The 26,917-nt window shown below is 63.9% G+C and carries 26 protein-coding genes and 1 tRNA gene; 14 read left to right on the forward strand and 13 right to left on the reverse strand.

From position 1 onward, the window contains the following. The first annotated feature begins 22 nt into the window (after positions 1-22). The 7 genes from fdnG (at position 23) to WM94_RS12880 (ending at position 9,225) form a co-directional block, all read left to right on the forward strand. On the forward strand, positions 23-3,091 hold the full coding sequence (gene fdnG, locus WM94_RS12850; RefSeq protein WP_156485968.1) for a formate dehydrogenase-N subunit alpha: 3,069 nt from the start codon (positions 23-25) through the stop codon (positions 3,089-3,091). Next, the gene (fdxH, locus tag WM94_RS12855; RefSeq protein ID WP_061551342.1) at positions 3,091-4,041 is read left to right on the forward strand and encodes a formate dehydrogenase subunit beta; all 951 of its coding nucleotides are present in this window, start codon (positions 3,091-3,093) and stop codon (positions 4,039-4,041) included. Before fdnG ends, fdxH begins: the two co-directional genes overlap by 1 nt. Continuing rightward, the gene (locus WM94_RS12860) at positions 4,038-4,694 is read left to right on the forward strand and encodes a formate dehydrogenase subunit gamma (RefSeq protein WP_013970651.1); all 657 of its coding nucleotides are present in this window, start codon (positions 4,038-4,040) and stop codon (positions 4,692-4,694) included. Before fdxH ends, WM94_RS12860 begins: the two co-directional genes overlap by 4 nt. 4 nt (positions 4,695-4,698) lie before the next feature. After that, entirely contained in the window at positions 4,699-5,619 is a 921-nt protein-coding gene (gene fdhE / locus WM94_RS12865; protein ID WP_061551343.1) for a formate dehydrogenase accessory protein FdhE, read from the forward strand. Between the two features lie 157 nt (positions 5,620-5,776). After that, positions 5,777-7,204: an L-seryl-tRNA(Sec) selenium transferase gene (selA, locus tag WM94_RS12870; protein WP_061551344.1), complete on the forward strand. Its 1,428-nt coding sequence runs from the start codon at positions 5,777-5,779 to the stop codon at positions 7,202-7,204. Then, positions 7,201-9,123, forward strand: a complete 1,923-nt coding sequence (selB, locus tag WM94_RS12875; protein ID WP_061551345.1) for a selenocysteine-specific translation elongation factor — start codon at positions 7,201-7,203, stop codon at positions 9,121-9,123. The genes selA and selB overlap by 4 nt, the downstream gene beginning before the upstream one ends. 6 nt (positions 9,124-9,129) lie before the next feature. Beyond that, positions 9,130-9,225: transfer RNA gene (locus WM94_RS12880), tRNA-Sec, on the forward strand. Positions 9,226-9,263: 38 nt separating this feature from the next. Here the strand turns inward: WM94_RS12880 and WM94_RS12885 are convergent. Continuing rightward, a complete protein-coding gene (locus WM94_RS12885; protein ID WP_039614609.1) occupies positions 9,264-10,253 on the reverse strand; it encodes an asparaginase in 990 nt (329 codons plus the stop codon). 71 nt (positions 10,254-10,324) lie between these two features. Next, entirely contained in the window at positions 10,325-11,767 is a 1,443-nt protein-coding gene (locus WM94_RS12890) for a sodium:alanine symporter family protein (protein WP_013970656.1), read from the reverse strand. Positions 11,768-11,945: 178 nt separating this feature from the next. Here WM94_RS12890 and WM94_RS12895 point away from each other — a divergent pair, with 178 nt between their 5' ends. Further along, positions 11,946-12,755 (forward strand): helix-turn-helix transcriptional regulator, encoded by an 810-nt coding sequence (locus WM94_RS12895; RefSeq protein ID WP_061551346.1) that lies wholly within the window; start codon positions 11,946-11,948, stop codon positions 12,753-12,755. An 8-nt stretch (positions 12,756-12,763) separates the two neighbouring features. Here the strand turns inward: WM94_RS12895 and WM94_RS12900 are convergent, their stop codons facing one another. Both WM94_RS12900 and WM94_RS12905 read right to left on the reverse strand, forming a co-directional pair. After that, positions 12,764-13,558 carry a TSUP family transporter gene (locus WM94_RS12900; RefSeq protein WP_061551347.1) on the reverse strand — a complete coding sequence of 265 codons (795 nt, stop codon included), beginning with the start codon at positions 13,556-13,558 and terminating at the stop codon, positions 12,764-12,766. Positions 13,559-13,575: 17 nt separating this feature from the next. Next, entirely contained in the window at positions 13,576-14,616 is a 1,041-nt protein-coding gene (locus WM94_RS12905; RefSeq protein WP_061551348.1) for a hypothetical protein, read from the reverse strand. Between the two features lie 264 nt (positions 14,617-14,880). Here WM94_RS12905 and WM94_RS12910 point away from each other — a divergent pair, with 264 nt between their 5' ends. Together WM94_RS12910 and WM94_RS12915 are read left to right on the forward strand one after the other, a co-directional pair. Then, positions 14,881-15,765, forward strand: coding sequence for a sugar nucleotide-binding protein (locus tag WM94_RS12910; RefSeq protein ID WP_024086179.1), 885 nt, complete (start codon positions 14,881-14,883; stop codon positions 15,763-15,765). Continuing rightward, positions 15,758-16,690, forward strand: coding sequence for an NAD-dependent epimerase/dehydratase family protein (locus WM94_RS12915; RefSeq protein WP_023662675.1), 933 nt, complete (start codon positions 15,758-15,760; stop codon positions 16,688-16,690). The genes WM94_RS12910 and WM94_RS12915 overlap by 8 nt, the downstream gene beginning before the upstream one ends. A gap of 115 nt (positions 16,691-16,805) precedes the next feature. Here WM94_RS12915 and WM94_RS12920 read toward each other — a convergent pair whose 3' ends face one another. Further along, positions 16,806-17,249: a helix-turn-helix domain-containing protein gene (locus WM94_RS12920; protein WP_013970662.1), complete on the reverse strand. Its 444-nt coding sequence runs from the start codon at positions 17,247-17,249 to the stop codon at positions 16,806-16,808. Between the two features lie 102 nt (positions 17,250-17,351). Here WM94_RS12920 and WM94_RS12925 point away from each other — a divergent pair, with 102 nt between their 5' ends. Continuing rightward, positions 17,352-18,557, forward strand: a complete 1,206-nt coding sequence (locus WM94_RS12925; protein WP_061551349.1) for an MFS transporter — start codon at positions 17,352-17,354, stop codon at positions 18,555-18,557. On the opposite strand, the gene WM94_RS12930 is transcribed toward WM94_RS12925, so the two are convergent. The 5 genes from WM94_RS12930 to WM94_RS12950 all read right to left on the reverse strand — a co-directional run bounded on the left by WM94_RS12930 (position 18,545) and on the right by WM94_RS12950 (position 22,537). Next, positions 18,545-19,228, reverse strand: coding sequence for an OmpW family protein (locus WM94_RS12930; protein WP_061551350.1), 684 nt, complete (start codon positions 19,226-19,228; stop codon positions 18,545-18,547). The two genes, WM94_RS12925 and WM94_RS12930, sit on opposite strands and share 13 nt — an antisense overlap. A 109-nt stretch (positions 19,229-19,337) precedes the next feature. Continuing rightward, a complete protein-coding gene (locus WM94_RS12935) occupies positions 19,338-19,832 on the reverse strand; it encodes a DUF3299 domain-containing protein (RefSeq protein ID WP_038408606.1) in 495 nt (164 codons plus the stop codon). A 150-nt stretch (positions 19,833-19,982) separates the two neighbouring features. Beyond that, positions 19,983-21,248, reverse strand: a complete 1,266-nt coding sequence (locus WM94_RS12940) for an ABC transporter permease (protein ID WP_039614614.1) — start codon at positions 21,246-21,248, stop codon at positions 19,983-19,985. Then, a complete protein-coding gene (locus WM94_RS12945) occupies positions 21,248-21,958 on the reverse strand; it encodes an ABC transporter ATP-binding protein (RefSeq protein WP_061551351.1) in 711 nt (236 codons plus the stop codon). Before WM94_RS12945 ends, WM94_RS12940 begins: the two co-directional genes overlap by 1 nt. Then, positions 21,959-22,537: a DUF2796 domain-containing protein gene (locus WM94_RS12950; RefSeq protein ID WP_061551352.1), complete on the reverse strand. Its 579-nt coding sequence runs from the start codon at positions 22,535-22,537 to the stop codon at positions 21,959-21,961. It abuts the gene before it with no gap. Positions 22,538-22,667: 130 nt separating this feature from the next. On the opposite strand from WM94_RS12950, the gene WM94_RS12955 reads away from it, so the two are divergent. Further along, positions 22,668-23,012 carry a hypothetical protein gene (locus WM94_RS12955; RefSeq protein ID WP_043935270.1) on the forward strand — a complete coding sequence of 115 codons (345 nt, stop codon included), beginning with the start codon at positions 22,668-22,670 and terminating at the stop codon, positions 23,010-23,012. Between the two features lie 131 nt (positions 23,013-23,143). Here WM94_RS12955 and trxA read toward each other — a convergent pair whose 3' ends face one another. The 3 genes from trxA to WM94_RS12970 are packed head-to-tail and all read right to left on the reverse strand — an operon-like array spanning position 23,144 to position 25,172. After that, a complete protein-coding gene (gene trxA, locus WM94_RS12960) occupies positions 23,144-24,016 on the reverse strand; it encodes a thioredoxin (protein ID WP_013970670.1) in 873 nt (290 codons plus the stop codon). A gap of 31 nt (positions 24,017-24,047) precedes the next feature. Then, positions 24,048-24,719 (reverse strand): methyltransferase, encoded by a 672-nt coding sequence (locus tag WM94_RS12965; protein WP_003259339.1) that lies wholly within the window; start codon positions 24,717-24,719, stop codon positions 24,048-24,050. Further along, on the reverse strand, positions 24,720-25,172 hold the full coding sequence (locus WM94_RS12970; RefSeq protein ID WP_039614618.1) for a YbaY family lipoprotein: 453 nt from the start codon (positions 25,170-25,172) through the stop codon (positions 24,720-24,722). It lies immediately after the preceding gene. Between the two features lie 106 nt (positions 25,173-25,278). On the opposite strand from WM94_RS12970, the gene nrdR reads away from it, so the two are divergent. Next, the gene (gene nrdR, locus WM94_RS12975; RefSeq protein ID WP_003255402.1) at positions 25,279-25,743 is read left to right on the forward strand and encodes a transcriptional regulator NrdR; all 465 of its coding nucleotides are present in this window, start codon (positions 25,279-25,281) and stop codon (positions 25,741-25,743) included. Positions 25,744-25,745: 2 nt separating this feature from the next. After that, positions 25,746-26,876, forward strand: coding sequence for a bifunctional diaminohydroxyphosphoribosylaminopyrimidine deaminase/5-amino-6-(5-phosphoribosylamino)uracil reductase RibD (gene ribD / locus WM94_RS12980; RefSeq protein WP_061551353.1), 1,131 nt, complete (start codon positions 25,746-25,748; stop codon positions 26,874-26,876). The last annotated feature ends 41 nt before the right edge of the window (positions 26,877-26,917 follow it).

The raw sequence follows: 26,917 nt of genomic DNA on the forward strand, positions 1-26,917 counted from the left end.
ACCACCTGATCAGGAGTGCACGATGGACCTGAACCGTCGGCAGTTCTTCAAGGTCGCCGCCGTCGGCCTTGGAGGCTCGAGCCTTGCGGCGTTGGGCATGGCCCCGACACCAGCATTTGCCGAGCAGGTGCGTCACTTCAAGCTGGCGCATACCAAGGAAACCCGTAACACCTGCCCTTACTGCTCGGTCGGCTGCGGCCTGATCATGTACAGCCAGGGCGATGCGGGCAAGAACGTCAAACAGAACATCATCCATATCGAAGGTGACGCCGACCACCCGGTCAACCGCGGCACCCTCTGCCCGAAAGGCGCCGGCTTGCTGGACTTCATCCACAGCCCGAGCCGCCTGCAGTACCCCGAGGTACGCAAGCCGGGCAGCAAGGAGTGGGTGCGGGTCAGCTGGGACGAGGCGCTCGATCGCGTCGCCGACCTGATGAAGCAGGACCGCGACGCCAACTTCATCGAAAAGAACGCCCAGGGGCAAACGGTCAACCGCTGGCTCACCACCGGTTTTCTTGCTGCTTCCGCTGCCTCCAGCGAGGCCGGCTACCTGACCCACAAGGTCATCCGCGCAACAGGCATGCTGGGGTTCGATAACCAGGCTCGTGTCTGACATGGCCCGACGGTGGCAAGTCTTGCCCCGACGTACGGCCGTGGCGCCATGACCAACCACTGGTCCGATATCGCCAATGCGAATCTGGTCCTGGTGATGGGTGGCAACGCAGCAGAAGCGCATCCGTGCGGCTTCAAGTGGGTGACCGAGGCCAAGGCGCACAACAAGGCGCGGCTGATCGTGGTCGACCCGCGGTTTACCCGTACCGCTTCGGTGGCCGACTACTACGCACCGATTCGTACCGGTACCGACATCGCCTTCATGGGCGGGTTGATCAATTACTTGCTGAGCAATGACAAGATCCAGCACGAGTACGTGCGCAACTACACCGATGTGTCGTTCATCGTCAAAGAGAACTATGGCTTCGAGGATGGCCTGTTCAGCGGGTACGACGAGGCCAAGCGCGTGTATTCCGACAAGTCCGGCTGGGGTTACGAGCTGGGTGCAGACGGCTTTGCCAAGGTTGACCCGACGCTGCAGCACCCGCGCTGCGTGTTCCAGTTGATGAAGCAGCACTACAGCCGCTATACACCGGAACTGGCAAGCATGACCTGTGGCATGCCGCAGGACGCCATGTTGAAGATCTGGGAAGAGATCGCCACCTGCTCGGTACCGGGCAAGACCATGACGATCCTCTACGCGCTGGGCTGGACGCAGCACTCGATCGGTGCGCAGATCATCCGCAGTGCGGCCATGGTGCAGTTGCTGCTGGGCAACGTCGGCATGCCGGGTGGCGGGGTCAACGCCTTGCGCGGGCACTCCAACATCCAGGGCCTGACCGACCTCGGCCTGCTGTCCAACTCGTTGCCGGGTTACTTGACCCTTGCCGGCGATGCCGAGCAGGACTATGCCGCCTATATCGACAAGCGCGCCTCCAAGCCACTGCGTCCTGGCCAACTGTCGTACTGGCAGAACTACGGCAAGTTCCATGTCAGCCTGATGAAGGCGTGGTACGGCGCCAATGCCACGGCGGAGAACAACTGGGGCTACGACTGGCTGCCCAAGCTCGATGTGCCGGCCTACGACGTGCTGCGCATGTTCGAGATGATGGGCCAGGGCAAGGTAAACGGCTACATGTGCCAAGGTTTCAACCCGATTGCCGCGCTGCCGGACAAGAACCGTGTCACTGCCGCCCTGAGCAAACTCAAGTGGCTGGTGATCATGGACCCGCTGGCCACCGAGACCTCGGAGTTCTGGCGCAACGCCGGGCCGTTCAACGATGTCGACACGGCCAACATCCAGACCGAAGTGATCCGCCTGCCCACTACCTGCTTCGCCGAGGAAGACGGCTCGCTGGTCAACAGCAGCCGCTGGCTGCAGTGGCACTGGAAGGGCGCCGATGGCCCGGGCGAGACCCGCACCGACGTTCACATCATGAGCGAGCTGTTCCTGCGCCTGCGCCGACGCTACCAGGCCGAAGGCGGCGCCTATCCTGACGCGCTGATGAACATCAACTGGCCATACAAGGTCCCTGAAGAGCCATCCCCGGAGGAGCTGGCCAAGGAAATGAACGGCTGGGCGGTGACGGACGTCACCGATCCGACTGGCGCAGTGCTCAAGGCCGGCCAGCAACTGGCGGGCTTTGGCCAGCTCAAGGACGACGGCAGCACTGCTTCCGGTTGCTGGATCTTCTCCGGCAGCTGGACCGAGCAGGGTAACCAGATGGCTCGCCGTGACAACAGCGACCCGTACGGCATGCACCAAGTGCAGAACTGGGCCTGGGCCTGGCCGGCCAACCGCCGCATCCTCTACAACCGTGCTTCCAGCGACCCGCAAGGCAAGCCGTGGGACCCGGAGAAGAAGCGCCTGGTGTGGTGGAACGGCAAGGCCTGGACCGGGACCGATGTGCCCGACTTCAAGGTCGACTCGCCGCCCGAGGCGGGGATGAACCCGTTCATCATGAACCCCGAAGGCGTGGCGCGGTTCTTTGCCATCGACAAGATGGCCGAAGGTCCGTTCCCCGAGCACTACGAGCCGTTCGAGACGCCGATTGGCATCAACCCGCTGCACCCGCAGAACAAGAAGGCCACCAGCAACCCGGCCGGGCGGGTGTTCGACTCGGTGTGGGACACCCTCGGCAAGCACGACGAGTTCCCGTACGCGGCGACCACGTACAGGCTGACCGAGCACTTCCACTTCTGGAGCAAGCATTGCCGGCTTAACGCCATTGCCCAGCCCGAGCAGTTCGTCGAAATCGGCGAGGTGCTGGCCAACGAGAAAGGTATCAAGGCCGGTGACCGGGTGCGGGTATCGAGCAAGCGCGGGCACATCGATGCGGTGGCGGTAGTGACCAAGCGGATTCGCCCGCTCCAGGTCAACAACCAGACCGTGCACCAGATCGGCATCCCGCTGCACTGGGGCTTCACCGGGGCTACGCGGCATGGCTACCTGACCAACACCCTGGTGCCTTTCCTGGGTGACGGCAATACCCAGACGCCAGAGTCCAAGTCGTTCCTCGTCAAAGTGGAGAAACTCTGATGGCCAGCCAAGACATCATCGCCCGCTCGGCCACCACCACCGTACCGCCTTCGGTACGCCAGCAGCAGGAAGTCGCCAAGCTGATCGACACCACCAAGTGCATCGGCTGCAAGGCTTGCCAGGTGGCGTGTTCGGAGTGGAACGAACTGCGTGACGAGGTCGGCCACAACTACGGCACCTACGACAACCCCCAGGACCTCACCGCCGAGACCTGGACCCTGATGCGCTTCACCGAGCACGAGCGCGACGACGGCAACCTGGAGTGGCTGATTCGCAAGGATGGCTGCATGCACTGCGCCGAGCCAGGTTGCCTGAAGGCGTGCCCGAGCCCGGGAGCGATCATCAAGCACGCCAACGGCATCGTCGACTTCAACCAGGACCACTGCATCGGTTGTGGGTACTGCATCACCGGTTGCCCGTTCAATATCCCGCGTATTTCGCAGAAGGACCACAAGGCGTACAAGTGCACCCTGTGTTCCGACCGCGTGACCGTGGGCCTGGAGCCGGCCTGCGTGAAAACCTGCCCGACCGGGGCGATCGTGTTCGGCACCAAGGATGAGATGAAGGTGCATGCTGCCGAGCGCATCGTCGATCTCAAGTCGCGAGGCTACGACAAGGCTGGGCTGTACGACCCGGACGGCGTCGGTGGCACCCACGTGATGTATGTGCTGCACCATGCCGACACGCCGAAGCTGTACGCCGGCCTGCCGGACCAGCCGGTGATCAGCCCGCTGGTGGGGCTGTGGAAGGGCTTTACCAAGCCGCTGGCGCTGCTGGCCATGGGGGCTGCGGTGCTGGCAGGGTTCTTCCACTATGTGCGGGTGGGGCCACAGCGGGTGGAGGAGGACGAACACCCGACACCCGCGGATGAAAGCGTGCACCAGGTGGACCCGTCGGTCCATGTCTATGATCCGACCAAGCCCGGTGGGCAAGGGGAGCAGCGACCATGAACGACAACAAACCCATCCTGCGCTACAACGCCAACGAGCGCAGCAACCACTGGGTCGTCGCGATCCTGTTCATCCTGGCTGGCCTGTCGGGGCTGGCGCTGTTCCATCCGGCGCTGTTCTGGCTCAGCAACCTGTTCGGCGGTGGGCCCTGGACACGCATCCTGCACCCCTTCCTCGGGGTGGCGATGTTCGTGTTCTTCCTCGGCCTGGTGCTGCGTTTCTGGCGCGCCAATTTCATCACTGCCAATGACCGACTGTGGCTGCGCCGGGTGGACCGGGTGATGCTCAACAAGGAGGAGGGTGTGCCACCGATCGGCAAGTACAACGCCGGGCAGAAGCTGTTGTTCTGGACCCTGCTGGTGTGCATGCTGGTTCTGCTGGTCAGCGGCGTGGTGATCTGGCGCGCATACTTCAGCCATTTGTTCGGCATCGAGGTCATTCGCCTGTCTGCGCTGCTCCACGCCCTGGCGGCGTTCGTGCTGATCCTCAGCATCATCGTGCACATCTACGCCGGTATCTGGATCAAGGGCTCGATCGGCGCCATGCTGCATGGCTGGGTCAGCCGCGCCTGGGCGCGCAAGCACCATGAGTTGTGGTACCGCGAAGTGACTGGTGACAAGACGCCGGGCAATCACGGACGAAAAGAAGGATGAGCGCTTGAGCACGATACTCGAACCCGGGCAGATCGAAGCGTCGGCAGTGATGCCGCCGTTTCTGCACCTGCCCCCCGCCAACCTGTTCGAACTGCGCGCCGCGCGTCTGGAGCAGCTGGCTGAGGGCAATGCCCTTGGCGAATACCTGAAGCTGGTGGCTCGTTTGTGCCGTATCCAGCAGCAGCTTGTGGATAACCCGCCCGCTGGCATGCCGGTGGCCGAGGAGCGTCAGCGCCTGTGCATAAGTCATGGTTTGCCGCCACTGGCGGCGGACAGCCTGGTGCGTGAAGGGCCTTGGCTGGTCTGGCTGCAGGCCTTGCTTGAGCACCTCGACGCGGACACCAGCGGTCCGTTGGGGGAGGCGCTGCAAACCCTGCGCAGCAGTGACGACCATCAACGCAAGGGTTGGGGCATCGCCTTGCTCGCCGGCCAGTACGACGCAGTGCCCGCAGCACTGGTGCCGTTCATTGGGGCGGCCTTGCAGGCGGCCTGGTCCAGCTGGTTGCTGGCGCTGCCCGCGCCAGAGCTCAAGCCCGCCGACAGCCTGGCCCAGTGCCCGGCCTGCGGTTCGCCGGCGATGGCCGGGGTGGTGCGCAACCGCGGCAAGCACAATGGCCTGCGCTACCTGGCTTGTTCGCTGTGTGCCTGCGAATGGCACGTGGTGCGGGTCAAATGCGTGTACTGCGAGTCGAGCAAGGACCTGCGCTATACCAGCCTTGACGATGACCGCCATGCGCCGGGCAAGGCGCCGCTACGGACGGAGTGCTGCCCGGAGTGCGAGAGCTACCTGAAGCAGAACTACCTGGAAAACGACGCGGCGGCTGAGCCGCTGGCCGATGACCTGGCCAGCCTGGCACTGGACATTCGCCTGGACGAGGAGGGCTTCCATCGGTTGGCACCGAACCTGATGCTCGCACCCGGGTAATGGAGAGTGTCTACACTGTAAGACCGAGTCGCCTTCTTCGCGGGTAAACCCGCTCCCACAGGGCCCGCGCAGCTTTTGAGGCTTGCGCGCCCTTGTAGGAGCGGGTTTACCCGCGAGAGGCCAGTACAGACAACGGATCAGTCCAAGGTAGTACCGCATGTCCTCCAGCCTAGCCAGCGACACCCCACGCCTGCCCTCCATCGACACCCTTTTGCGCCACCCAGCCTGCCTCCCGCTGATCGACCGCCACGGTCGCGACGCGGTCCTCGCCACCCTGCGGCAACTGCTCGACGACCTGCGCGACCCCGCCCGCACCGGCCAGCTCAGCACCGCCGAACTGGCCGCTGAAGTCCTGCTGGGCCGCACTGGCGAACGCTTGGCCACCCAGCAACGCAGCCAGGTCCGCCGAGTGTTCAACCTCACCGGCACCGTGTTGCACACCAACCTCGGCCGCGCCCTGTTGCCGGAGGAGGCCATCGAGGCCATGCAGACCGCCGCCCGCTACCCGCTCAACCTGGAATTCGACCTGGCCACCGGCAAGCGCGGCGACCGTGACGATCTGATCGAGGGCCTGATCCGCGAGCTGACAGGCGCCGAAGCCGTCACCGTGGTCAACAACAACGCCGCCGCCGTGCTGCTGGCGCTCAACAGCCTGGGTGCGCGCAAGGAGGGGATCATCTCACGCGGTGAACTGATCGAGATCGGCGGTGCCTTCCGCATCCCCGACATCATGGCCCGCGCCGGCGTGAAGCTGCACGAAGTCGGCACCACCAACCGCACCCATGCCCGTGACTACGAGGCCGCCATCAGCCCGCGTACGGGCCTGCTGATGCGGGTGCATTGCAGCAACTACAGCATTCAGGGCTTCACTACCCAGGTGCCCACCGCCGAGCTGGCGCGTATCGCCCACCAACATGACTTGCCGTTGCTTGAAGACCTTGGCAGCGGCAGCCTGCTTGACCTTACCCGCTGGGGCCTGCCCGCCGAGCCTACTGTGCGTCAGGCCCTGGCTGACGGCGCCGATATCGTCACCTTCAGCGGCGACAAACTGCTGGGCGGGCCGCAAGCCGGAATCATCGTCGGGCGCAAGGAGCTGATCGCCAGAATCAAGAAGAACCCGCTCAAGCGCGCGCTGCGGGTCGACAAGATCACCCTTGCCGCACTCGAAGCGGTGCTGGCGTTGTACCGCAACCCCGACCGCCTGGCCGAGCGCCTGCCCAGCCTGCGCCTGCTGACCCGCAGCCAGGCCGAAATCCAGGCCCAGGCCGAGCGCCTGGCCCCTGAAATCAAAGCCCGCCTCGGCGAGCAATGGGCGGTCAGTGTGGAGCCGGCGTTGGGCATGATTGGCAGTGGCAGCCAACCGGTGGCCCGCCTGCCAAGCGCGGCATTGTGCCTGCGCCCGCAGGTGCCGAAGAAGTTGCGCGGGCGCAGCCTGCATGTACTGGAGCGCGCCTTGCGCGGTCTGCCCGTGCCAGTGCTCGGCCGAATCGACGATGACGCCCTGTGGCTGGACCTGCGCCAACTGGATGACGAGGCCCAGTGGCTGGTTCAGTTGCCCACCCTGCAATTGGGGCCGGTACAGTGATCGTTGGTACCGCCGGCCACATCGACCACGGCAAGACCGCACTGCTCCAGGCCCTGACCGGCCAGGCCGGTGACCAGCGCCAGGAGGAGCGCGCCCGTGGCATGACCATCGACCTTGGCTATCGCTATGCGGCGTTGACCGAGGGCGCAGCGCTGACCGGCTTCATCGACGTGCCCGGTCACGAGCGCTTTATCCACAACATGCTGGCCGGCGCCCATGGTATCGATCTGGTGCTGCTGGTAGTCGCGGCCGACGACGGGGTGATGCCTCAAACCCGCGAGCACCTGGCGATCATCGAGTTGCTGGGCATCCCACAAGCCTTGGTGGCGATCAGCAAATGCGACCGTGTAGAGCCGGCCCGCCTGGCCGAAGTGCAGGCACAGGTCAGCGAACTTCTCGCGCCGGGCCCATATGCCGGTGCGCGGCAGTTTCCGTTGTCCAGTGTGACCGGCGAAGGTATCGATGCCTTGCGCCAGGCCTTGCTGGCCGCGCAACAGCGCGTGTGCCAGCGCAGCGTGCGCGGCGGTTTCCGCCTGGCCGTCGACCGCGCCTTTGCCGTTACCGGTGCGGGTGTGGTGGTCACGGGCACGGCGCTGGCCGGGCGGGTCAGTGCCGGTGACACCTTGTTACTGGGCAAGGCCGGCAAACCGGTGCGGGTGCGTGGCCTGCATGCGCAGAACCAGGCCGCACTGGTGGCCGAAGCGGGCCAGCGGGTGGCACTGAACATTGCTGCCGAACGCCTGGCGGTGGAGCAGGTGCGCCGGGGGGACTGGCTGGTGCCCGAGTGGCTGCATGCGCCTAGCGTGCGGGTGGATATCGAGCTGAACCTGTTGCCGGGCGAGACCCGTACCTTCGAGCATTTCAGCGCTGTGCACGTGCACCTGGGCACCCAGGATGTAACGGCCCGGGTAGCCTTGCTCGAGGGTGAAACCTTGGTGGCAGGCCAGCGCATGTTCGCCCAGTTGCTGCTCAACGCGTCGCTGCAGGCGGTACACGGCGACCGCTTGGTGCTGCGCGATCAGCGTGCCCAGCGCACACTGGGGGGCGGCAAGGTACTCGATCCGTTCGCGCCAAGCCGTCAGCGTCGCAGTGATGAGCGCCTGCGCCAATTGCAGGTGCTGCGTGATGCCGAGGACCTGGAGCAGGCCTTGCCGGCACTGCTTGCCAGCGCACCCGGGGGTATCGACCCGCAACGTCTGGAACGGCAGTTCAATCGCCTGCGCGAAACCTGGCAGTTGCCGGAAGATGTGCTGGTGGTGGCCACGCGGCAGGGCCAACTGCTGTTTGCCAGTGTCCGGTGGCAGGCGCTCAAGCGCCAGGTGCTGGAGCAGTTGGTGCGGTTCCATGAACAGGAGCCCGACCAGCTCGGCCCGGACCGCGACCGCCTGCGCCGCTTTGCTGCCTTGCCGCTGGAGCGGCCCGCTTTTGTCAGCCTGCTGGATGAGTTGCTCGAAGACGGCGCCATTGCCAGCAGCGGGCCTTGGCTGCACCTGCCCGATCACAAGGTGCAGTTGAGCGAAGCCGACAGTGCATTATGGGCGAGTCTGCAACCGAAGTTGCTGGCGGGGCAATACGATCCGCCCTGGGTCCGGACGCTGGCGAGCGAGGAAAATTGTGCCGAAGCCGATGTGCGCCTGTTGCTGCGCAAGCTGGCCCGGTTGGGCCTGGTGCACCAGGTGGTGCGCGACCTGTTCTACCCCGAGGCGACGCTACAGCGCATGGCAGAGCTGCTGCTGGGGCAGGCCAGTGAAACGCCGATAGTGCAGGTTGCCGCGTTTCGCGATATGTTGGGCATCGGTCGCAAGCGCAGTGTGCAGATTCTGGAGTACTTCGACCGCATCGGCCTGACCCGGAGGGTGGCCGATCAGCGTCACATTCGCGCCGACAGCGCCCTGGCCCAGCAGCAGGCCAGGCACTGAGTTCAAGGAAGGCAATCGCGCCCGGTGGCGCGGCCGGGCTTCAAACCCGGTTGGGGACGGCAGCCGTTCCCGGGCAGGTTCGACTCCCGCTGCCTTCCGCCATTTTCCTTTGCCTGTCAGGGCCCTATCGTCGGCAACACTCAGGCCCGTTCCCCACACAGGTCCAGGGCAAACCACCGCTCTGCCGTTTCGACATCCAGCCCGGCCCCCAGCAACGCAACCATCTTGGCCAGCGCCGCCTCCCGGGTCATGCCCCCGCCACTGACCAGCCCGGCCCCGCGTAAGCGGTTACCCGCCGCATAGGTATCGAACACCACCGACCCTTCAGGGCACTGGCTGATAGCCGCCAGCATCACACCCCGCTGGCGTGCCGCGCTCAGCACATCCAGTAACGCCTGGTCATCCGACGGCCCGGTACCGCTGCCGTAGCACTCCAGCAGCAATCCCTGCACGCCGCTGCCCAGCAGTGCTTGCAAATGCCCGGCTTGCAGGCCCGGGAACACCGGCACTACCGCCAGGTTGACCGGCTGGCGCGGGTGCTTGTAGCCAAGCTCGGCAGGGATCGCCGTTGCGCGCTCACTGTCACGATGACGCGGCAGCGCGGCAAAGGCATCGAACGCCTCGCTGCGCAGCTTCGACGCCCGGCAGCCATGCAGCAGCTGCCCATGGAAGTACAGCTGCACGCCATCTTCCAGCCCTTGTTCGAACTGGCGCAGTGCGCCGCACAAGTTGCCCCAGGCGTCGCTGTCCGCGCTACCTGCCGGCAGCATCGAGCCGGTCAGCAGCACCGGCACCGGCAGGCCCAGCAGCAGGAACGACAACGCCGCGGCGCTGTAGGCCAGGCTGTCGGTGCCATGCAGCACGAGCACGCCATCATGGCCAGCCACCTCTACCGCTGCGACGATTGCATCGCGCATCGCCAGCCAGTTGTGCTGTTGCATGTTGGCGCTGTCGAGCAGCGGGTTCAGTTCCTGCAAGGTCCATTGCACCTGGGGGGCGTCGGCCAACTGGGCAAAGTGTTCGCGCATGCGTGCTTCGAAGCCACCGGCGGGCGCCAGGCCTTCGGGGGTTTCGAGCATGCCGATGGTGCCCCCGGTATAGAGCACGAGGAGATTCTTTACTGCTCGCATGGGAAGTATCCGTAGCGGTGAGCGGAAGAAGGTAAGCCGCCCACGGACGGGGCGGCTGGCAGGGGAGAGTATCAGCGTTGAGTCTGGACTTCGCCGACTGCTTTGTCAGTGGCTGTTTCCGCCTGCGGATTGGCAGGCCAGGCATTGCGATCCAGGTCCAGGTCGGCAAACTTGGCCGAGTCGAACACCGGTTGGTCGACGCCCGCCTTGCGCTGGTCGTCGTAGTCGCGCATCACCCGCAGGCCGACCTTGAACAGCAGGGCCAGGGCCACCAGGTTGACGAAGGCCAGGCAGGTCATGGTGATATCGGCAAAGGCGAACACAGTCGACAGGTCCTGCAACGAGCCCCATACAACCAGCGCCAGTACCAGGCCACGGAATACCATCAGTACCACACGATTGCGGCTGAGGAACTGCAGGCTGTTTTCGCCCAGGTAGTAGTTGTAGAGGATGCAGGTGAACACGAACAGCGACAGTGCCACACTGACGAACACGCGGCCCCAGTCACCGACCACGGCGGCCAGCGAGTTCTGGGTCAGGACGATGCCGTCACCTTCGAAGCCCGGGGTGTAGAAGCCCGACAGCAGGATCAGCAGCGCGGTGCAGGTGCAGATCACGAAGGTGTCGAGGAACACGCTGAATGCCTGGACAACGCCCTGCGCACCCGGGTGTTTCACGGCGGCCACGGCTGCGACGTTTGGCGCACTGCCCAGGCCCGCTTCGTTGGCGAACACACCACGCTTCACGCCCATGACGATGGCGCTGCCGAGCAGGCCGCCGAACGCCGGGTCGAGGCCGAAGGCACTCTTGAAGATGGTTTCCAGCATGGCTGGCACGTGCTCGATCTGGGTGCCGATCACGTACAGGGTCACGCCGATGTACGCCAGGGTCTTGACCGGTACCAGCAGGTCCGACACCGCGGCGATGCGCTTGATGCCGCCGATGAAGGTGATGGCCAGCAGCACGGCGAGGACGATGCCGGTGTGCTTAGGGTCGAAGGCGAAGGCGTTCTGCAGCGAGTGAGTCACGGTGTACGACTGCAGGCCGATGAAAGCGAAGCCGTAGGTGACCAGCAGCAGGACCGAGAAGACGATGGCCATGCTTTTCAGCTTCAGGCCGTGCTGGATGTAGTACGCCGGGCCACCACGGTACAGGCCGTCGCCATCGGCGCGCTTGTAGACCTGGGCCAGGGTGCATTCGAAGAAGCTGCTGGACATACCCACCAGTGCGGTGACCCACATCCAGAACACGGCGCCTGGGCCACCCAGGGTCACGGCAATGCCGACACCGGCGATGTTACCGGCACCAACGCGGCCAGCCAGGCTCAGCATCAGGGCCTGGAAGGAGCTCAGCTGGCCTGCCTGGCCACGCAGCGATTCCTTGAACACACCGAACATGTGGCCGAAGTGGCGGAACTGGACGAACCGGGAGCGGATAGTGAAGTAGCTACCCAGCCCTACGATCAGCACAATGAGAAGTTTCCCCGAGAGGAAATCGTTGAGTACTTCGAGCATTGGAAAATGACCTCGATTCTTATTGTTCGTGTGGAAAGATCAGCGGACGGCAGGCGCACCGCTATTCGTGGGGCGCATGGTTGGCTATGACAAGAGCGGTTACAATTTCGCGGGTTGCTCTGATTTGGTGCAACTTGATGCTACAATTGCGCCATTCGCGTCACCTGAGTCCCGAGTCATGAGCGATCATTTCGCTACCAACCTCAAACTGGCCTGCAGCCACTACCGCTCTATCTCCGAAGTTTGCCGCCAGCTGTCGATCAACCGCGCGCAGTTCAACAAGTACCTGAGTGGGCAAAGCCGCCCGACGGCCTACAACCTCAAGCGCATCGGCGATTTCTTCGGGGTAGAAGATTACGAATTGCATTTGCCACCCGAGCAGTTCAGCCGCCTGATCGGTGCCCGCGTGTCGACCCCGGCCGAGCAGCCTGGCGACCCGATCAGTGATCTGTTCCGCCCGTTGCACGCCCATGCGGGGAACCTGTCGCGCTATTGCGGTTACTACCTGGAATATTCCAACTGCATGTCGGTTCCGGGTACGGTCCTGGTGTCATTGGTGCACCTGTGGGAGGAGCGCGGGCAGTTCCTTTTCGAACGCCAGGAACGCCAGGAGCGTTCCAGCGCCACCAACCCCCATGCCGAGGTGCGTTGCCGCTATCTGGGAGCGGCGTTCCAGCTGCAGGACCGGATGTTCCTGGTCGATTACGAGTCGCTGACGTTCAACGAGATGAGCCAGACTATCCTCATCCCCAGTTTCAAAAGCCGCATTACCCGGCTCAACGGCCTGAAGGCCGGCGTATCCAGCGGAGACCGGCGAAACCCGGCCTGCACTCGGGTTGTGTGGGACTACCTGGGAGAGGAGATCAATCGCATCAATATCTACCGGCAGGTAAAACTGTACCAGCCGGATGATCCACGCATAGATGACGATGTGCGTGAGCGCCTTAGCGTGGGGCCGTTGCGTAACAGTCTGTTCGAAATCGAGTGATGCTTTTTTCACAGAACAAGTTGATGTAACCACTCGCCAACAGGGTTGCCTGGGTCGAGCAGCAACTTGATTGCCATGATGCAGCAAACACAGACCAGCAATGGCTTGATCAGACGGGGGCCAAAGTGTACTGCGCAGCGTGCGCCCAGTTGAGCCCCCACAAAAGCAGCGAATGCCATTGCCAGTGCCAGCGGCCAGATGATCGCCCCGCTCAGTGAAAAGACTGACAACGCGCCCAGATTACAGGCTGCGTTCAATAGCTTGCTGGTGCACACGGCTTGTATCAGGTGCTGGCCCAAGAGGATCACGCAGGCCAGCATGAAGAACGAGCCGACGCCAGGGCCGAAGATCCCGTCATAAAAGCCAATGATTGGTGCAACCGTAATGCAGAACAGGCTGGTCGATATCTTTGCCTTGCGCGCTCGTTCATTCGGCTTTGGACTGAAGGCAAAGTAGGCGGCTATCAGGATCAGCAGAGGTGGAACGCACGCCTGCAGAACGCTTTTGGGCACGTAAGTTATCGACAAGGCACCCAACGCCCCTCCGATAAACGACATGACAGCCATTGGACTGCCTTGTCTCCAGTCGATCATGCCTTTGCGGGCGAAGGCGCACGTAGCCGAAACCGTAGCCGAAGCCGCCTGGAACTTGTTGGTGGCAATTGCCGCCAAGGGTTCGATACCGGCAATGAACAACACCGGGAGCGTGATCAGGCCCCCACCACCGGCGATGGCATCGAAAAAGCCGGCCATCAGTGCCACCAGTGCGAGTGTCAGAACAAGCGTTAAATCTAATTCGATCATTGAGTGTTTTCCTATGATCAGCCACGCACCAGCAGCGGGTCTTCAGCGAGCACCAGCGGTTCGGCGAAGGGGGAATATCCGAATTGACGGATAAGCAGGCGCCGGTTGTCCTGAACCATGTCGCGGCCGTGCAAGGCTCGGCTGTTGTTGATCAGCAGTGCGGTGTCAGGCTGCAGGACAAACGCCAACGGTTGTGTGGTATCCAGTAACTTTTGAAAGGAGTCGAAAGCGCGCGCAGCAGCGCTGCAGGCGCGTTCATTCAGACTGAAGCGATAGCTATTGTAACGAACCGAGAAACCACCATTTGGCTCGAATTGCAGTATTGAAACTGCTTTGCCTGCATTGCCTTGTCCGTGACCGAAGCAGTCACTGCGGGTGAAGTCGAAAGACGCTGAAGTCAGTGCAAGTGTGCCCATGCTACCCAAGCGTTCAATGATTCCCCGGAGCGGGAAGACATGCGTAGGTTCATTGGCGGGGTTCCAGCGCGCAGTCAGAATCAGTGCAGAGGGAGCAGGGGAGTGAGCGTTGCTGGAAATTGTCGAGCAGTTGTAGGGCGCTTCAGTGTGCGGCCCCAAGCGCAAGCCCGCATGCGAGCTGGTTTCAACTTTCAGGCAGGGATCTTCGTCGAGTCGCGGAATGCGGCCACCACCCTTGAAGTTGCCTACCAGGCGAACCTGCTTACCCTCGTTATCTATATCGAAGGCGAAACTGCGGTGGCGCACGAGCTCCAGCAGCAGTTGATTGCGTGAGGCAAGGTATTGGCAGCGTGGGTTTTGCGCCAGGGCGGAAATGTGGGGCAGATATTCTGGTATTGGCTCGTCGGCACAAGGCATATGCCTGTACATCAAGGCAGATAGCTGGCCTTCACTGAAGCGTTGTAGCAACCCACGCTGTTCCACGCTCAAGGCTTGCTCGAGTTGATCGGCGAATATACGAGCCTGGAGTGCTACTCCTTTGGCCTCCGGGCCACCCAGGTCAGCAATGGTCTGGCTTGCAAAGGCTATGGCCTTGCTTTGCTCCGGGCTGAAATCCAGGTATGCAACTTCCGAACGAGGCATTGAACGTTCCCTGTACTTGTTTTTGAGAAGCTCCCCGGCTGGCAAGTGGGGGAGTCAACTATTCAATGCGGTTGTGCTGTTGCGCGGAAGTCAGCTCGTTCCTGGTATGTCGTAGGAGATTTCTGCGTGTTGCGGTATTGAACGGTGGAACTTTGAAATCAGTACCGCCTGTGGCATCGAACGGGTCCGGTGTTGGACTTCCCCGCCCGGAAACCGCAAAATGACCCCTTTCCTTCAATCAACCTCTCCGGATCTGCTGACTCTATGCGTATGCGCCTAATGCTGTTGGGTGGTGGCAATGCCCTCGGGCAAGCGCTGATTCGTCTTGGGGCCGAGGAGGACATCGCATTCCTGGCTCCGCGTCCGCCCGAGAACGGCTGGACGCCGGCCAGCCTCACCCAGCTGCTCGACGATCATCGTCCCGATGCACTGGTCAACCTGGCCTATTACTTCGACTGGTTCCAGGCCGAGTCGGTCAGTGAGCAGCGCCTGGCCCAGCAGGAGCGGGCTGTGGAGCGGTTGGCAGAGCTGTGCCAGCATCACCAGATCACCCTGGTTCAGCCATCCAGCTACCGGGTGTTCGATGGTTCTCGGGCCACGGCCTACAGCGAAAAGGACGAGCCGGTACCGCTGGGCCTGCGTGGCCAGGCCCTGTGGCGCATCGAGCAGAGCGTTCGCGCGGCTTGCCCGCAACACGTGCTGTTGCGCTTTGGTTGGCTGCTCGACGAAAGCATCGACGGGGCGTTGGGCCGCTTCCTGACCCGCGCCGAGCAACCCCAGGAGCTGCTGCTGGCCGATGACCGGCGTGGCAACCCTACGCCGGTCGACGACGCCGCCCGGGTGATTCTGTCGGTGCTCAAACAACTCGATTGCAGTGCGCCGCTGTGGGGCACCTACCATTACGCCGGCAACGAAGCGACCACGCCGCTGGCGCTGGGCCAGGCGATCCTCGCCGAGGCAGGCCAGTACCGGCAGCTGGCCGTGCAGGCGCCGACGCCGCAGGCACATGCCGCACGGCCGGATGCCAGCGAAGAGCCGCAGCACGCGGTACTGGCCTGCAAGAAAATCCTTCATACCTTCGGCATCAAGCCGCGCGCCTGGCGCGCCGGCTTGCCGCCTCTACTGGACCGGTTCTACCGCCATGGCTGACGCCCCCATCCTGATCACCGGCGGTGCCGGCTTTATTGGCTCCCACCTGTGCGATGCGTTGTTGGAGAAAGGCTACGCCGTACGCATTCTCGACGATTTCTCCACTGGCCAGCGGGGCAACCTGCAGGTTGACCACCCTCGGCTGGAACTGGTTGAAGGCGATGTCGCCGATGCCGAGCTGGTTACGCAGGTTACGGCTGGCTGCAGTGCCGTGGTGCACCTGGCAGCGGTGGCCTCGGTGCAGGCCTCGGTCGAGGACCCGGTGCGGACCCACCAGAGCAATTTCATCGGTACCCTCAACGTGTGCGAAGCCATGCGCGTGCATGGGCTGCGCCGGGTGCTGTTCGCCTCCAGTGCGGCGGTGTATGGCAACAATGGTGAAGGCGAGTCGATTGCCGAAGACACCCCCAAGGCGCCGCTGACCCCGTATGCCGTGGACAAGCTGGCCAGTGAGCAGTACCTGGACTTCTACCGTCGCCAGCATGGCCTGGAGCCGGTGGTGTTCCGCTTCTTCAATATTTTCGGGCCGCGCCAGGACCCGTCCTCGCCGTATTCCGGGGTGATCAGCATCTTCTCCCAACGTGCTGTGCAGGGTTTGCCGATTACCGTGTTCGGTGATGGTGAGCAGACCCGGGACTTCCTTTACGTGGGCGACCTGGTGCAGGTGATGGTGCAGGCGCTGGAGCAGCCGCAGGTCGAGGAGGGAGCGGTGAATATCGGCCTCAACCAGGCCACATCGCTTAACCAGCTGCTGGCAGCGCTTGAGAAGGTGGTGGGTAGCTTGCCGGCGGTCAGCTATGTGGCGGCACGTTCGGGTGACATTCGCCATTCGCGGGCGGATAACCAGCGCTTGTTGGCGCGGTTCGAGTTTCCGCAGGCGACGCCGATGGTCGAGGGCTTGTCGCGGCTACTGGGTAAGGGCTGAAATTCTTGGGGGCGCTTTGCGCCCCTATCGCCGGCAAGCCCGCTCCCACAAGAGCGAGAACGCGGTCCCGGTGGGAGCTGGCTTGCCGGCGATGGGCTGCGCAGCAGCCCCAGAATCACTCATGCCGCACCACTTTTCGCAGGCAATCCCCTGCCGCCAGCACCCGCCCATCCCGGGCCCGCACCTGCAGTGTTTCCAGCGCCTGCCCCGTATCACTATCCACCAACTCCGAACGCACCTCGCCCGCCTCGAACAGAAACCGCTCCCCCCACTGCCTCAAGCCAACCACCACCGGGAACACCGATCGCCCTTTCTCGGTCAGCACATACTCCTTGTAGGCACTGCCATCCGACGCCGGCTGCAGCGTCAGCAGCCCACTCTCCACTAGCCACTTCAGCCGTGAGGCGAGGATGTTCTTCGCCAGCCCCAGGTTCTTCTGGAATTCACTGAACCGCCGCAGCCCATCGAATGCGTCGCGCAGGATCATCAGCGCCCAGCGGTCTCCCAGTACCTCAAGCGCCCGGGCTACGGGGCATTGCGCATTGTTTTCATCGAGCATGGACGGGGCCTTTCGTGATCATTCGGTTGCAGATTAAAACCACATTTGCTAAATAGCCAGCATGTGGTTTCAATTCGAAACCAGATTAACGAGACCAGCCCGATGAACCCTGCACTGACACGCTGGATAACCCTGCTGCTGGCCATTACCAGCGCCATGGCTGTGGCGACAGTGTATTTCGCCCAGCCTCTGCTCGAGTCGATGGCCGCTGACCTTGGCGTGGCGCAGCAGCAGATCGGTTGGGTAGTTGGCGCGACCCAGGCGGGCTACGCCCTGGGGTTGTTGCTGATCGTGCCGTTGGGTGACCTGATCGACCGCAAGCGCCTGCTGCTCGGGCAGTTGCTGTTCTCGGCCCTGGCGCTGGTTGGGGTAGGCATGGCGCCCAACTGGGCGCTATTGCTGCTGGCCCTGGCTATCACCGGGCTGATGGCGGTCATGGTGCAGGTGATGGTGGCGCATGCAGCGAGCCTTGCCGACCCCGGCCAGCAAGGGCAGGCCGTGGGCACCGTCACCAGCGGCATAGTGCTGGGCATTTTGCTGGCGCGGCTGGTCTCGGGCGGGCTTGCCGACCTGGCTGGCTGGCGCAGCGTGTACCTGATTACCGCCGGGTTGTTGATGCTGCTGGCCCTGGTGCTGTGGCGCAGCCTGCCCGTGGGGCAACCGGTGTCGCTGCGGTCTGGCTACCGGGCGCTGATCGTTGCCCAGTTCAGGCTGTACCGGCACGACCGGCTGCTGCGTCAGCGCGGGTTGTTCGGCGTGTTGATCTTCGCTGCGTTCAGCGTGCTCTGGAGTGCCATGGTCATGCCCCTGAGTGCCGAGCCACTGGAGCTGAGCCATACCGCGATCGGTCTATTCGGCCTGGCGGGTGTTGCCGGCACATTGGCGGCAGCGCGCGCCGGTCGCCTGGCCGACCAGGGGCTGGGGGAGCGCACCACCGGGGTAGCGCTGATTCTGCTTGTGCTGTCATGGCTGCCCACTGCCTTCGTCGGGCATTCACTGATGGCCTTCGGGTTGGGTGTGCTGATGCTGGACTTTGCCGTGCAGGCGGTGCATGTCACCAACCAGAGCCTGCTGCTGGCGGGGCGTGGCGCAATGGCCAGCCGGTTGATCGGCGCCTACATGTGCTGCTATTCGCTTGGCAGTGGAGTGGGGGCAGTGCTGGCGAGCTGGGTGTATGCCCATTGGGGTTGGGCAGCGGTGTGTGGGCTCGGGATGGGCATCAGCGCGGTCGCGCTGGGGTACTGGTTATGGCTGCAACGCGCGAGGGCGGCCGAAGCCGCCCTGCAGTGTTCAGGTCAGAACTTGTAGCCAAGGCCGACCATGTACACCCATGGGTCGACATCGACGTCGACTTTGGTCTTGCTGTAGCCCAGTGCGGACGGGCCGTCGACGCTGGCCTTGGTGTCGATGTCGATGTACCAGACCGAAGCGTTGACCAGCAGGTTGTCGGTGATCATGTAGTCCATGCCCAGCTGGCCGGCGAAGCCTACCGAGTCCTGCAGCTCCAGGTTGCTGAAGCCCTGCTGCTTGCGGGTGCTGCTGAGGTCTTCATCGAAGAACAGCGTGTAGTTGATGCCGACGCCGGCATACGGCTGGAACTTGGAAGTCGGCTCCATCGGGTAGTACTGCAGCGACAGGGTTGGCGGCAGTTGCTTGATGTCGGCCAGCTTGCCGTCCAGGCCGCCGCCCAGACCTTTGACGCCGACGGTGTGCTTGAACGGGGTGGCTGCCAGCAGCTCCAGGCCGATGTGGTCGGTGAGCATATAGGCGAAGGTCAGGCCCAGTTGGGTGTCGCTGTCCAGAGTCGCCTTGGTGCCCGAGACTTTGTTGCCGTCGAATTTCAGGTCGCCGCTGCTTTCGTTGGGAGCAGTGGTAATGGCACCTGCGCGGACGATGATATCGCCTGCCTGGTGGGCGTTGGCGACAGGGGCAGCGAGCGCCAGGGCCGCGAGGGCGGCGCTGAGCAAGGACTTGTTCATGGAAGCTCCCAGAGGACGTGAGTAATCGAGTAGTCCAATGGTACGGATGCGTCTGAACGGAAAGTTTGACCCAGCTCAACGAAGCATCGTCACAAATTCGAAATAGTTCTCATCTCAGCTCATAAGCGTATATTTTCTCGGCTTCCATCTGGTAGCCGGCATCGGCCAGTTCGCTGCTGGAGGCTCTAACCTGAAGCTTTCCCTCGATCCAGTAGGGCTGGTAGAGGTCTTCTATGCGAACGCCCATTTCACTGAAGATGTGCACAATCTGGTTCGACGGTGGCGGTGGCACGTGGATGCACGCGCCGTAGTAGGGGACCAGCAGGAATTCGGTGGTGCGGCCTTCTTCGCTCACCTCCAGCGGCACGATGTAGCCGGGCAGTTTGATCTGCTGGCCGTCGAGGCTTTTTACCACTGGAGCATCGGGAGCCTGCTGGCGCGCCGGTGGGGCGGACTCGGCGGACAGGGCGTTGCTGAGCTGCGACATGTCGTGCAACGGCGCGAGTTGGGGCGGGATGACCGGGGCGCCTTCGGGGATGAGGGCGGGCCAGTCAAGTTCGCGGGGTTCCGAGGCCCAGGTGGGCGATGCCAGCGAAAGCAGCATGACCAGTAGTAGTTGTACTGCCTGTACTGGCCTCTTCGCGGGTGAACCCGCTCCCACAGGTCCTGCATAGGCTTTGAAGCTTGTGGTGGACCTTGTGGGAGCGGGTTCACCCGCGAAGAAGGCAGTGAGGTATTGGATCATTGCACGCCCTCAGAGGTGAATGGACAAGCCGTCGGCCAGCGACTGCCGATAGGCCCGCCACGCCGGTACGCTGCCCATCAGCAGCGCAGCTCCCAGGATGATAGCCAGCAATGTCCATTCATGAGCACTCGGCATGGCCAGCGGCAAGTACAAACCATAGTTGGCCTGCACATACCCTTGTGCCAGGGCGATTCCCGCATACAGCAAGCCAAGCCCTGCAGCGATCCCTACCGCCGCCAGCGACAGTGCCTCCAGCACCAGCAGCCCTGCGATATGCCACGGCCTGGCACCAACCGAGCGCAATATCGCCATCTCCCTGCGGCGTTCATTGAGGCTGGTGAGAATCGCCGTAAGCATGCCGATCAGGCCGGTCAGCACCACGAACAGCGACACCACGAACAACGCCTGCTCCGCGGTGCCCATCAGGCTCCACAGCTCCTGCAGGGCTACCCCGGGCAGGATCGCCAGCAACGGCTCGCTGCGGTATTCATTGATCTCCCGCTGCAGGCTGAATGTCGCGATCTTGCTGTTCAGGCCGAGCATGAACGCAGTGATGGCGGCAGGCTGCAGGTCCATGGTCCGTGCCTGCTCGGCGCTGATACGCCCGGCGCCACGGGCCGGCACCCCGTTGTGCCAGTCGATGTGGATGGCTTCCATGCCGCCCAGGCTGATATGCAGCGTGCGGTCGACCGGTGTGCCGGTGCGCTTGAGCACTCCGACTACGGTGAACGGCTTGTCGTCGTGCTTGACCAGGCTGATCGCGGCCACGCCGTGGGCAAGCACCAGCTTGTCGCCCAGCTTGTAGTGCAATGCCTCGGCCACTTCGGCACCCAGCACCACCTCGAACGGATCATCGGCAAACGCGCGGCCATGGCTCAATTCCAGGTGCTGGCGGCGGCCGTACTGGTAATGGCTGAAGTAGTCGCCGGTAGTGCCCATCACTCGATAACCACGGTGCGAGTCGCCCAGCGAGATGGGGATGGCCCATTTCACCCGCGGGTCCTTGGCGTAGTGCTCATAGCTGTCCCAACGGATGTTGTTGGTGGCGTTGCCGATGCGGAACACCGAGTACAACAGCAGGTTCACCGAGCCGGAGCGGGCGCCGACGATCAGGTCGGTACCGCTTATGGTGCTGGCGAAGCTGGCCCGGGCCTCGGTACGGACCCGCTCCACGGCCAGCAGCAGGCACACCGACAGGGCGATGGCGAAGGCGGTGAGGAATGCGGTGAAGCGGCGGTTGGCCAGGCTGGCCAAGGCAAGGCGGAGCAGGTACATCAGGCCTCCCGGGGCTTGGCGGCGCGGTTGAGTTCGGCCAGCGACAGGTGGCGGTCGAACAGCGGCGCCAGGCTCTGGTCGTGGCTGACGAACAGCAGGCTGGTACCGGCGGCGCGGCATTCATCGAACAGCAAGCGGATGAACGCTTCGCGGGTGTCGGCATCCAGCGCCGAGGTCGGTTCGTCGGCGATCACCAGTTCGGGTTGGCCGATCAGTGCGCGGGCGGCAGCGACCCGTTGCTGCTGGCCGATCGACAGGCTGTCGGCGCGGCGGGCGAGCAGGGCGGGGTCGTCCAGGCCCAAGTGGGCCAGCAAGGTGCTGGCTGCCTGGTCGACACTGCCATGGCGTTGCTCGGCGCGGGCCTTGCGGCTGCGCGAGAAGCGGCAGGGCAGCTCGACATTTTCGCGTACCGAGAGGAACGGCAGCAGGTTGAACTGCTGGAAGATATAACCGGTGTGGTCGACCCGGAAGCGGTCACGGGCGCCTTGGCCCAGGCGGCCGAGGTCCTGGCCGAGCAACTGGATGCGGCCCTGGCCCGGTACGTTCACCCCGCCCAGCAGGCCCAGCAATGTGGTCTTGCCACTGCCACTGGGACCCTTGAGAAACAGTGCTTCGCCAGCTTCCAGGCGGAATGCCGGAATATCCAGCAGCGCCGGCTGGCCGGGCCAGGCGAAGACCAGGTCATGCAGTTCGATCAACGGCTGGCGCATTCAGAACACGACCGCGGCCTTGGCCGGTGTGGTTTCCACGCCTTTCTGGCCATTGGGGCCGATCAGTTGAACGGTGATTTTCTGGGTAGCCGGGAACGCTTTGAATAGCGGAGCGAGGTCCACCTGCGTCAGTTTGTCGGGGTTGGCGCAGGTCAGCTGGTAATGGGCGCCGATGTCGCTGTGCTGGTGGCTGTGCTCGTGGTCGTCACCATCGTCGTCGGCTTTCGGGGCATCACCGAACAGCGGGCTTTCCAGTTCCTGCTGGTCTTCCTTGCAACCGGCAGCGGCGGGCAGGCCGAACAGCTTCAGTGGTTGCTCCAGCTGCTGGCGCACCGCCGCGACCTTGGCCTTGTCGGCGTCGCTGTTGGCGGCGTGTTCGAAGCCGACCAGGTTCATTGCCGGGCTGTCCAGCTCCAGCTCCAGGGTGTTGCCATCGAGCACGGCATTGAGCTTGGCCACGCCATGCTCGTGGGCGCCGAGGGTGCCGTGGGCGTGGTCGTGATCGTGATCATCATCGTGGGCATGGGCCACGGCCAGGGGCAGCAAGGCGAAGGGCAGGGCAAGCAACAGGCGACGCATGGACGACTCCGGAGCGGGCAAGAAGATTGGGTTATGTTATAACAGCTTTTCCCCGTGCTGCCAGCCTGCGTGGCGCAGGTTTCATGTTGGGGTAGGATGGCGGCATTGACTTGGGTTCAGGGAATGCAGCATGAGAATTCGTGGACAGATTGGTGATTGGCCTGTGGACCTGACCATCGAGCTGGCGCCTGAAGAGTGGGCACAACTGGGGCGGCAGATCGAATTGCCCGCGGTGGCGCAGACCGCAGCAACCGAAACCGTGGCGACAACGCGTCAGGATGACGGGCAATGGACTGCGGCGCGTGAGGTGTTGCGCCTGGCGGGGCAGATGAGCGGGCCGGAATTGCTGGATCGGCTCGAAGGGCTGGCGGGAAGTACGGCAGCGGGTAAGCGGCTGCTGGTGCGCTTGCGGCATAGCAGTGAAGTCAAGGTGGAAAGTGGCGTGGACGCGCCGGTGTATCACTGGGTTGGGTGAAGGCTTTCAGGATTTTGGGGGCTGCTTTGCAGCCCATTCGCAGCACAAGGCTGCTCCTACAGGGACTGCGCAACACGTGGTGTAGGAGCAGCCTTGTGCTGCGAATGGGCCGCAAAGCGGCCCCGGCATTGTCAGAACATCGCCGCCGACAACTTGCGACGATACACGCCGACCAGCGGGTGATCACCGCCCAGCAGCTCGAACACCTGCAGCAACGCCTTCTGCGGCAGCCCGTTCTCATAACCACGGTTACGCTGGAACAGCTTCAACAACCCTTCCAGCGCCGCTTCATACTGCTGGCGCGCCAACTGCTGCACGCTCAGCTGATAAGCCGCTTCATCATCCTGCGGGTTCTGCGCCAAGCGGCTTTTCAGGTCAGCCACTTCCGGCAGACTGGCGGCCTGGCGCAGGAAGGTCAGTTGTGCCTTGGCACCGGCCAGTGCAGCTTTGTGCTCGTCAGTCTTGACCGCATCCAGCACCACCTGGGCCTCACCCAGCTCCCCGCGCTCGGCCAGGCAACGGGCATACAGGATCAGTGCCTCGGCATTGCTGTTGTCCTCACCCAGCAGTGCCTGCAACAGTGCTTCGGCCTCGGCAAAACGGCTTTCGGCAAAAAGTCCCTTGGCCTGCTCCAGCGGCGAGGCGGTAGGCGCGGCAGGCAGTTGCACGTGCGGCTCGAGCATCGCGCGGATCGCCGATTCCGGCTGCGCACCGGCAAAACCGTCCACCGGCTGGCCGTCCTTGAACAGCACCACGGTCGGCAGGCTGCGGATGCCGAACTGGGCAACTACCTGTTGCTCCACGTCACAGTTGATCTTGGCCAGCAGCAACTCGCCCTGATAACCCTCGGTGATCTTCGCCAGCAGCGGCATCAGTGCCTTGCACGGCGCGCACCACTCGGCCCAGAAATCCACCAGCACCGGTTTGTGGAAGGAGTTCTCGATAACCAGTTGCTGGAAGGTGGCATCGGTAGCGTCGAAAATGTAAGGCGTGTCTTGGGTCATCGCGACTCTCGCAAACTCGTGGATAACACCACTATAAAGTGTCGCGGCTGGCGTGGTACAGGCTGACCCGGCGGAATTCGTGCGGCTCGGCCAGGTCTGGCAGGGTAAGCGCTTCCAGCACGCCCAGCTGCTGGTACAGCGGGTGGCTGAAGTCGCGTACCCGCGAGTCGGCCACCAGCGCCTGGCGCCCGCGGCCGAGGAAGGCATCCAGCAGCGGCAGGTTGGCGCGGTCGTACAGCACGTCGGCAACCAGGATCAGATCGAAGCGGTCGTCTTCGGCGAAGAAATCGCTGCTGTAACCCAGTTCCACCCCGTTCAGCGCGGCATTCGCGCGGCAGGCATCGAGTGCCAGCGGGTCGAGGTCGCAGGCCACCACTTCCAGCGCACCGGCGCGGGCGGCGGCAATACCGGCGATACCGGAGCCGGCGCCAAAATCCAGCACGCGCTTGCCGGCTACCCATTCCGGGTGCTCGGCCAGATAACGGGCCATGGCCAGGCCGCTGGCCCAACAGAAGCTCCAGTAGGGCGGATCTTCAAGAATGCGCCGAGTCTCCTCGCTACTGAAGGCGCGGTCCATGTTCTGGTCGTCGATCAGCCACAGCTTGAGGTCGCAGCCGGGCAGCTCGCTGACGACAAGACGCGCTTCGCCGATCAGGCCGCTGAGGGCCTGTTGCAGGGGCTGTTGTAGGGAGACTGGCGCCACTTACGGCGCCTTCTCGAAACGCAGCGGGCCGGTGGCCTGGGTCTGGGCCTGGGTAATGCGCACCGGCGGCAGGTGCATGATCAGCTGGCCAGAGCTGCTGGCGCGGCCGCGCAGCTCGACCCGGGCACCAGCGGGGAAGGCCTCGGGGTTGAAGCGCAGTTGGTAGGGCAGGGCCTGGCCGGTGCCAGTCAGATTGCTGCTGGCCAGCAAGCGTTGTGGGCGGTCGCGTTCGTCGATGACCAGCAAGGCCAGCTCCACGTCGGCACCGGCGGGGATTTCCAGCAAGGTGCCGCTCAGCTCGCGCTGGTAGGCCGGCAGCGGGCCCAGTACTGCGGCCGGCTTGGCCGTGCGGGCTGGCGTGGGTGCCGGAGGGGTGTCGGGCTTCGGCCTGTCGCTGCCGCAGGCAGCGAGCAGGGCGGCGCAGCACAGCACGACGAGCGCTCGGTAGTGCATGGGGTAGTCCTTCACGGGCAGATTTCCCATGGATGTTAACCCCTTTGGCTTGTCTTGCCAGTGGGATGCGCTACCATGGCCCTCCCTTTTTTTGTTGCCTGCCACCATGCACTGTCCCTTTTGCGGTGCCAACGACACCAAGGTAATCGACTCTCGCCTCGTCGCCGAGGGCGAGCAGGTGCGCCGCCGCCGTGAATGCGTCGCCTGCGGCGAGCGCTTCACCACCTTCGAAACCGCCGAGCTGGTGCTGCCCCGGCTGATCAAGCAGGACGGCACGCGCCAACCCTTCGACGAAGAAAAACTGCGAGCCGGCATGCAACGGGCACTGGAAAAGCGCCCAGTCAGCGTCGAGCGCCTGGAAGCTGCGCTGGCGCATATCAAGAGCCGCCTGCGTGCCACCGGCGAGCGTGAAGTCAAATCGCTGGTGGTGGGTGAAATGGTCATGGCCGAGCTGCGCAAGCTCGACGAAGTGGCCTATATCCGTTTTGCCTCGGTTTACCGGCGCTTCCAGGACCTCGACGAGTTCCGCGAAGAAATCGACCGCCTGGCTCGCGAGCCGGCTAAAGAGTGAACATGCCCAGCCAAGCTGCCATCCTCGACGCCCACTACATGGCCCGCGCGCTGGAGCTGGCGCGCAAGGGCCTGTACACCACCCACCCGAACCCGCGCGTAGGCTGCGTGATCGTGCGCGATGGCGAGGTGGTTGGCGAAGGCTGGCATGTACGCGCCGGCGAGCCGCATGCCGAAGTGCATGCGCTGCGCCAGGCCGGTGAGCGTGCCCGTGGCGCCTGTGCCTATGTCACCCTCGAGCCGTGCAGCCACCATGGCCGCACGCCGCCGTGCGCCGAAGCGCTGGTCAAGGCAGGCGTGGCACGGGTGGTAGCCGCCATGCAGGACCCCAACCCGCAAGTGGCGGGGCAGGGCTTGCGGCGCCTGGCCGAAGCCGGTATCGAAGTGGCCAGCGGCGTGCTCGAGGCCGAGGCCCGCGCACTCAACCCCGGTTTCCTCAAACGCATGGAGCACGGCCTGCCGTTCGTTCGCGCCAAGCTGGCCATGAGCCTGGATGGCCGCACCGCCATGGCCAGTGGCGAAAGCCAGTGGATCACCGGCCCGGCCGCCCGCTCGGCGGTGCAGCGCCTGCGCGCCCGCTCCAGCGTGGTACTGACCAGCGCCACCAGCGTGTTGGCCGACAACGCGCGGATGACCGTGCGCGGCGCCGAGCTGGGCCTGGATGCCGAAACCACTGCCCTGGCTCTCAGCCGCACACCGCTGCGCGTGCTGATCGATGGCCACCTGCGCCTGCCGCTGGATGCGCCGTTCTTCCAGGCTGGCCCGGCGCTGGTGGTGACCGCTGTCGCAGATGACCCGCGCTATGCCGCTGCCGGCCACGAACTGCTCAGCTTGCCGGGTGACAATGGCCAGGTAGACCTGTCGGCGTTGCTGCAGGCCCTGGCGGCCCGCGGCATCAACGAAGTCCTGCTGGAAGCCGGTGCCGGCCTGGTCGGCGCCTTCGCTCGGCTAGGCCTGATCGACGAGTACCAGCTTTTCGTCGCCGGCACGTTCCTTGGTTCCCAGGCCCGTCCGCTGTTGGACTGGCCACTGGACAAGATGAGCGAAGCGCCGCGGCTGAAAATTACCGAAATGCGCGCAGTGGGCGATGACTGGCGGGTCACGGCCATCCCCCTGCCGGCACCCCGCGTATAATGCCTGGCTTGCCCTGCGCAAAACGTTTTTGAGGAAGACCC

Origin of the sequence: Pseudomonas sp. ABFPK (assembly GCF_001586765.1) — a bacterium.
GTDB lineage: Bacteria > Pseudomonadota > Gammaproteobacteria > Pseudomonadales > Pseudomonadaceae > Aquipseudomonas > Aquipseudomonas asiatica.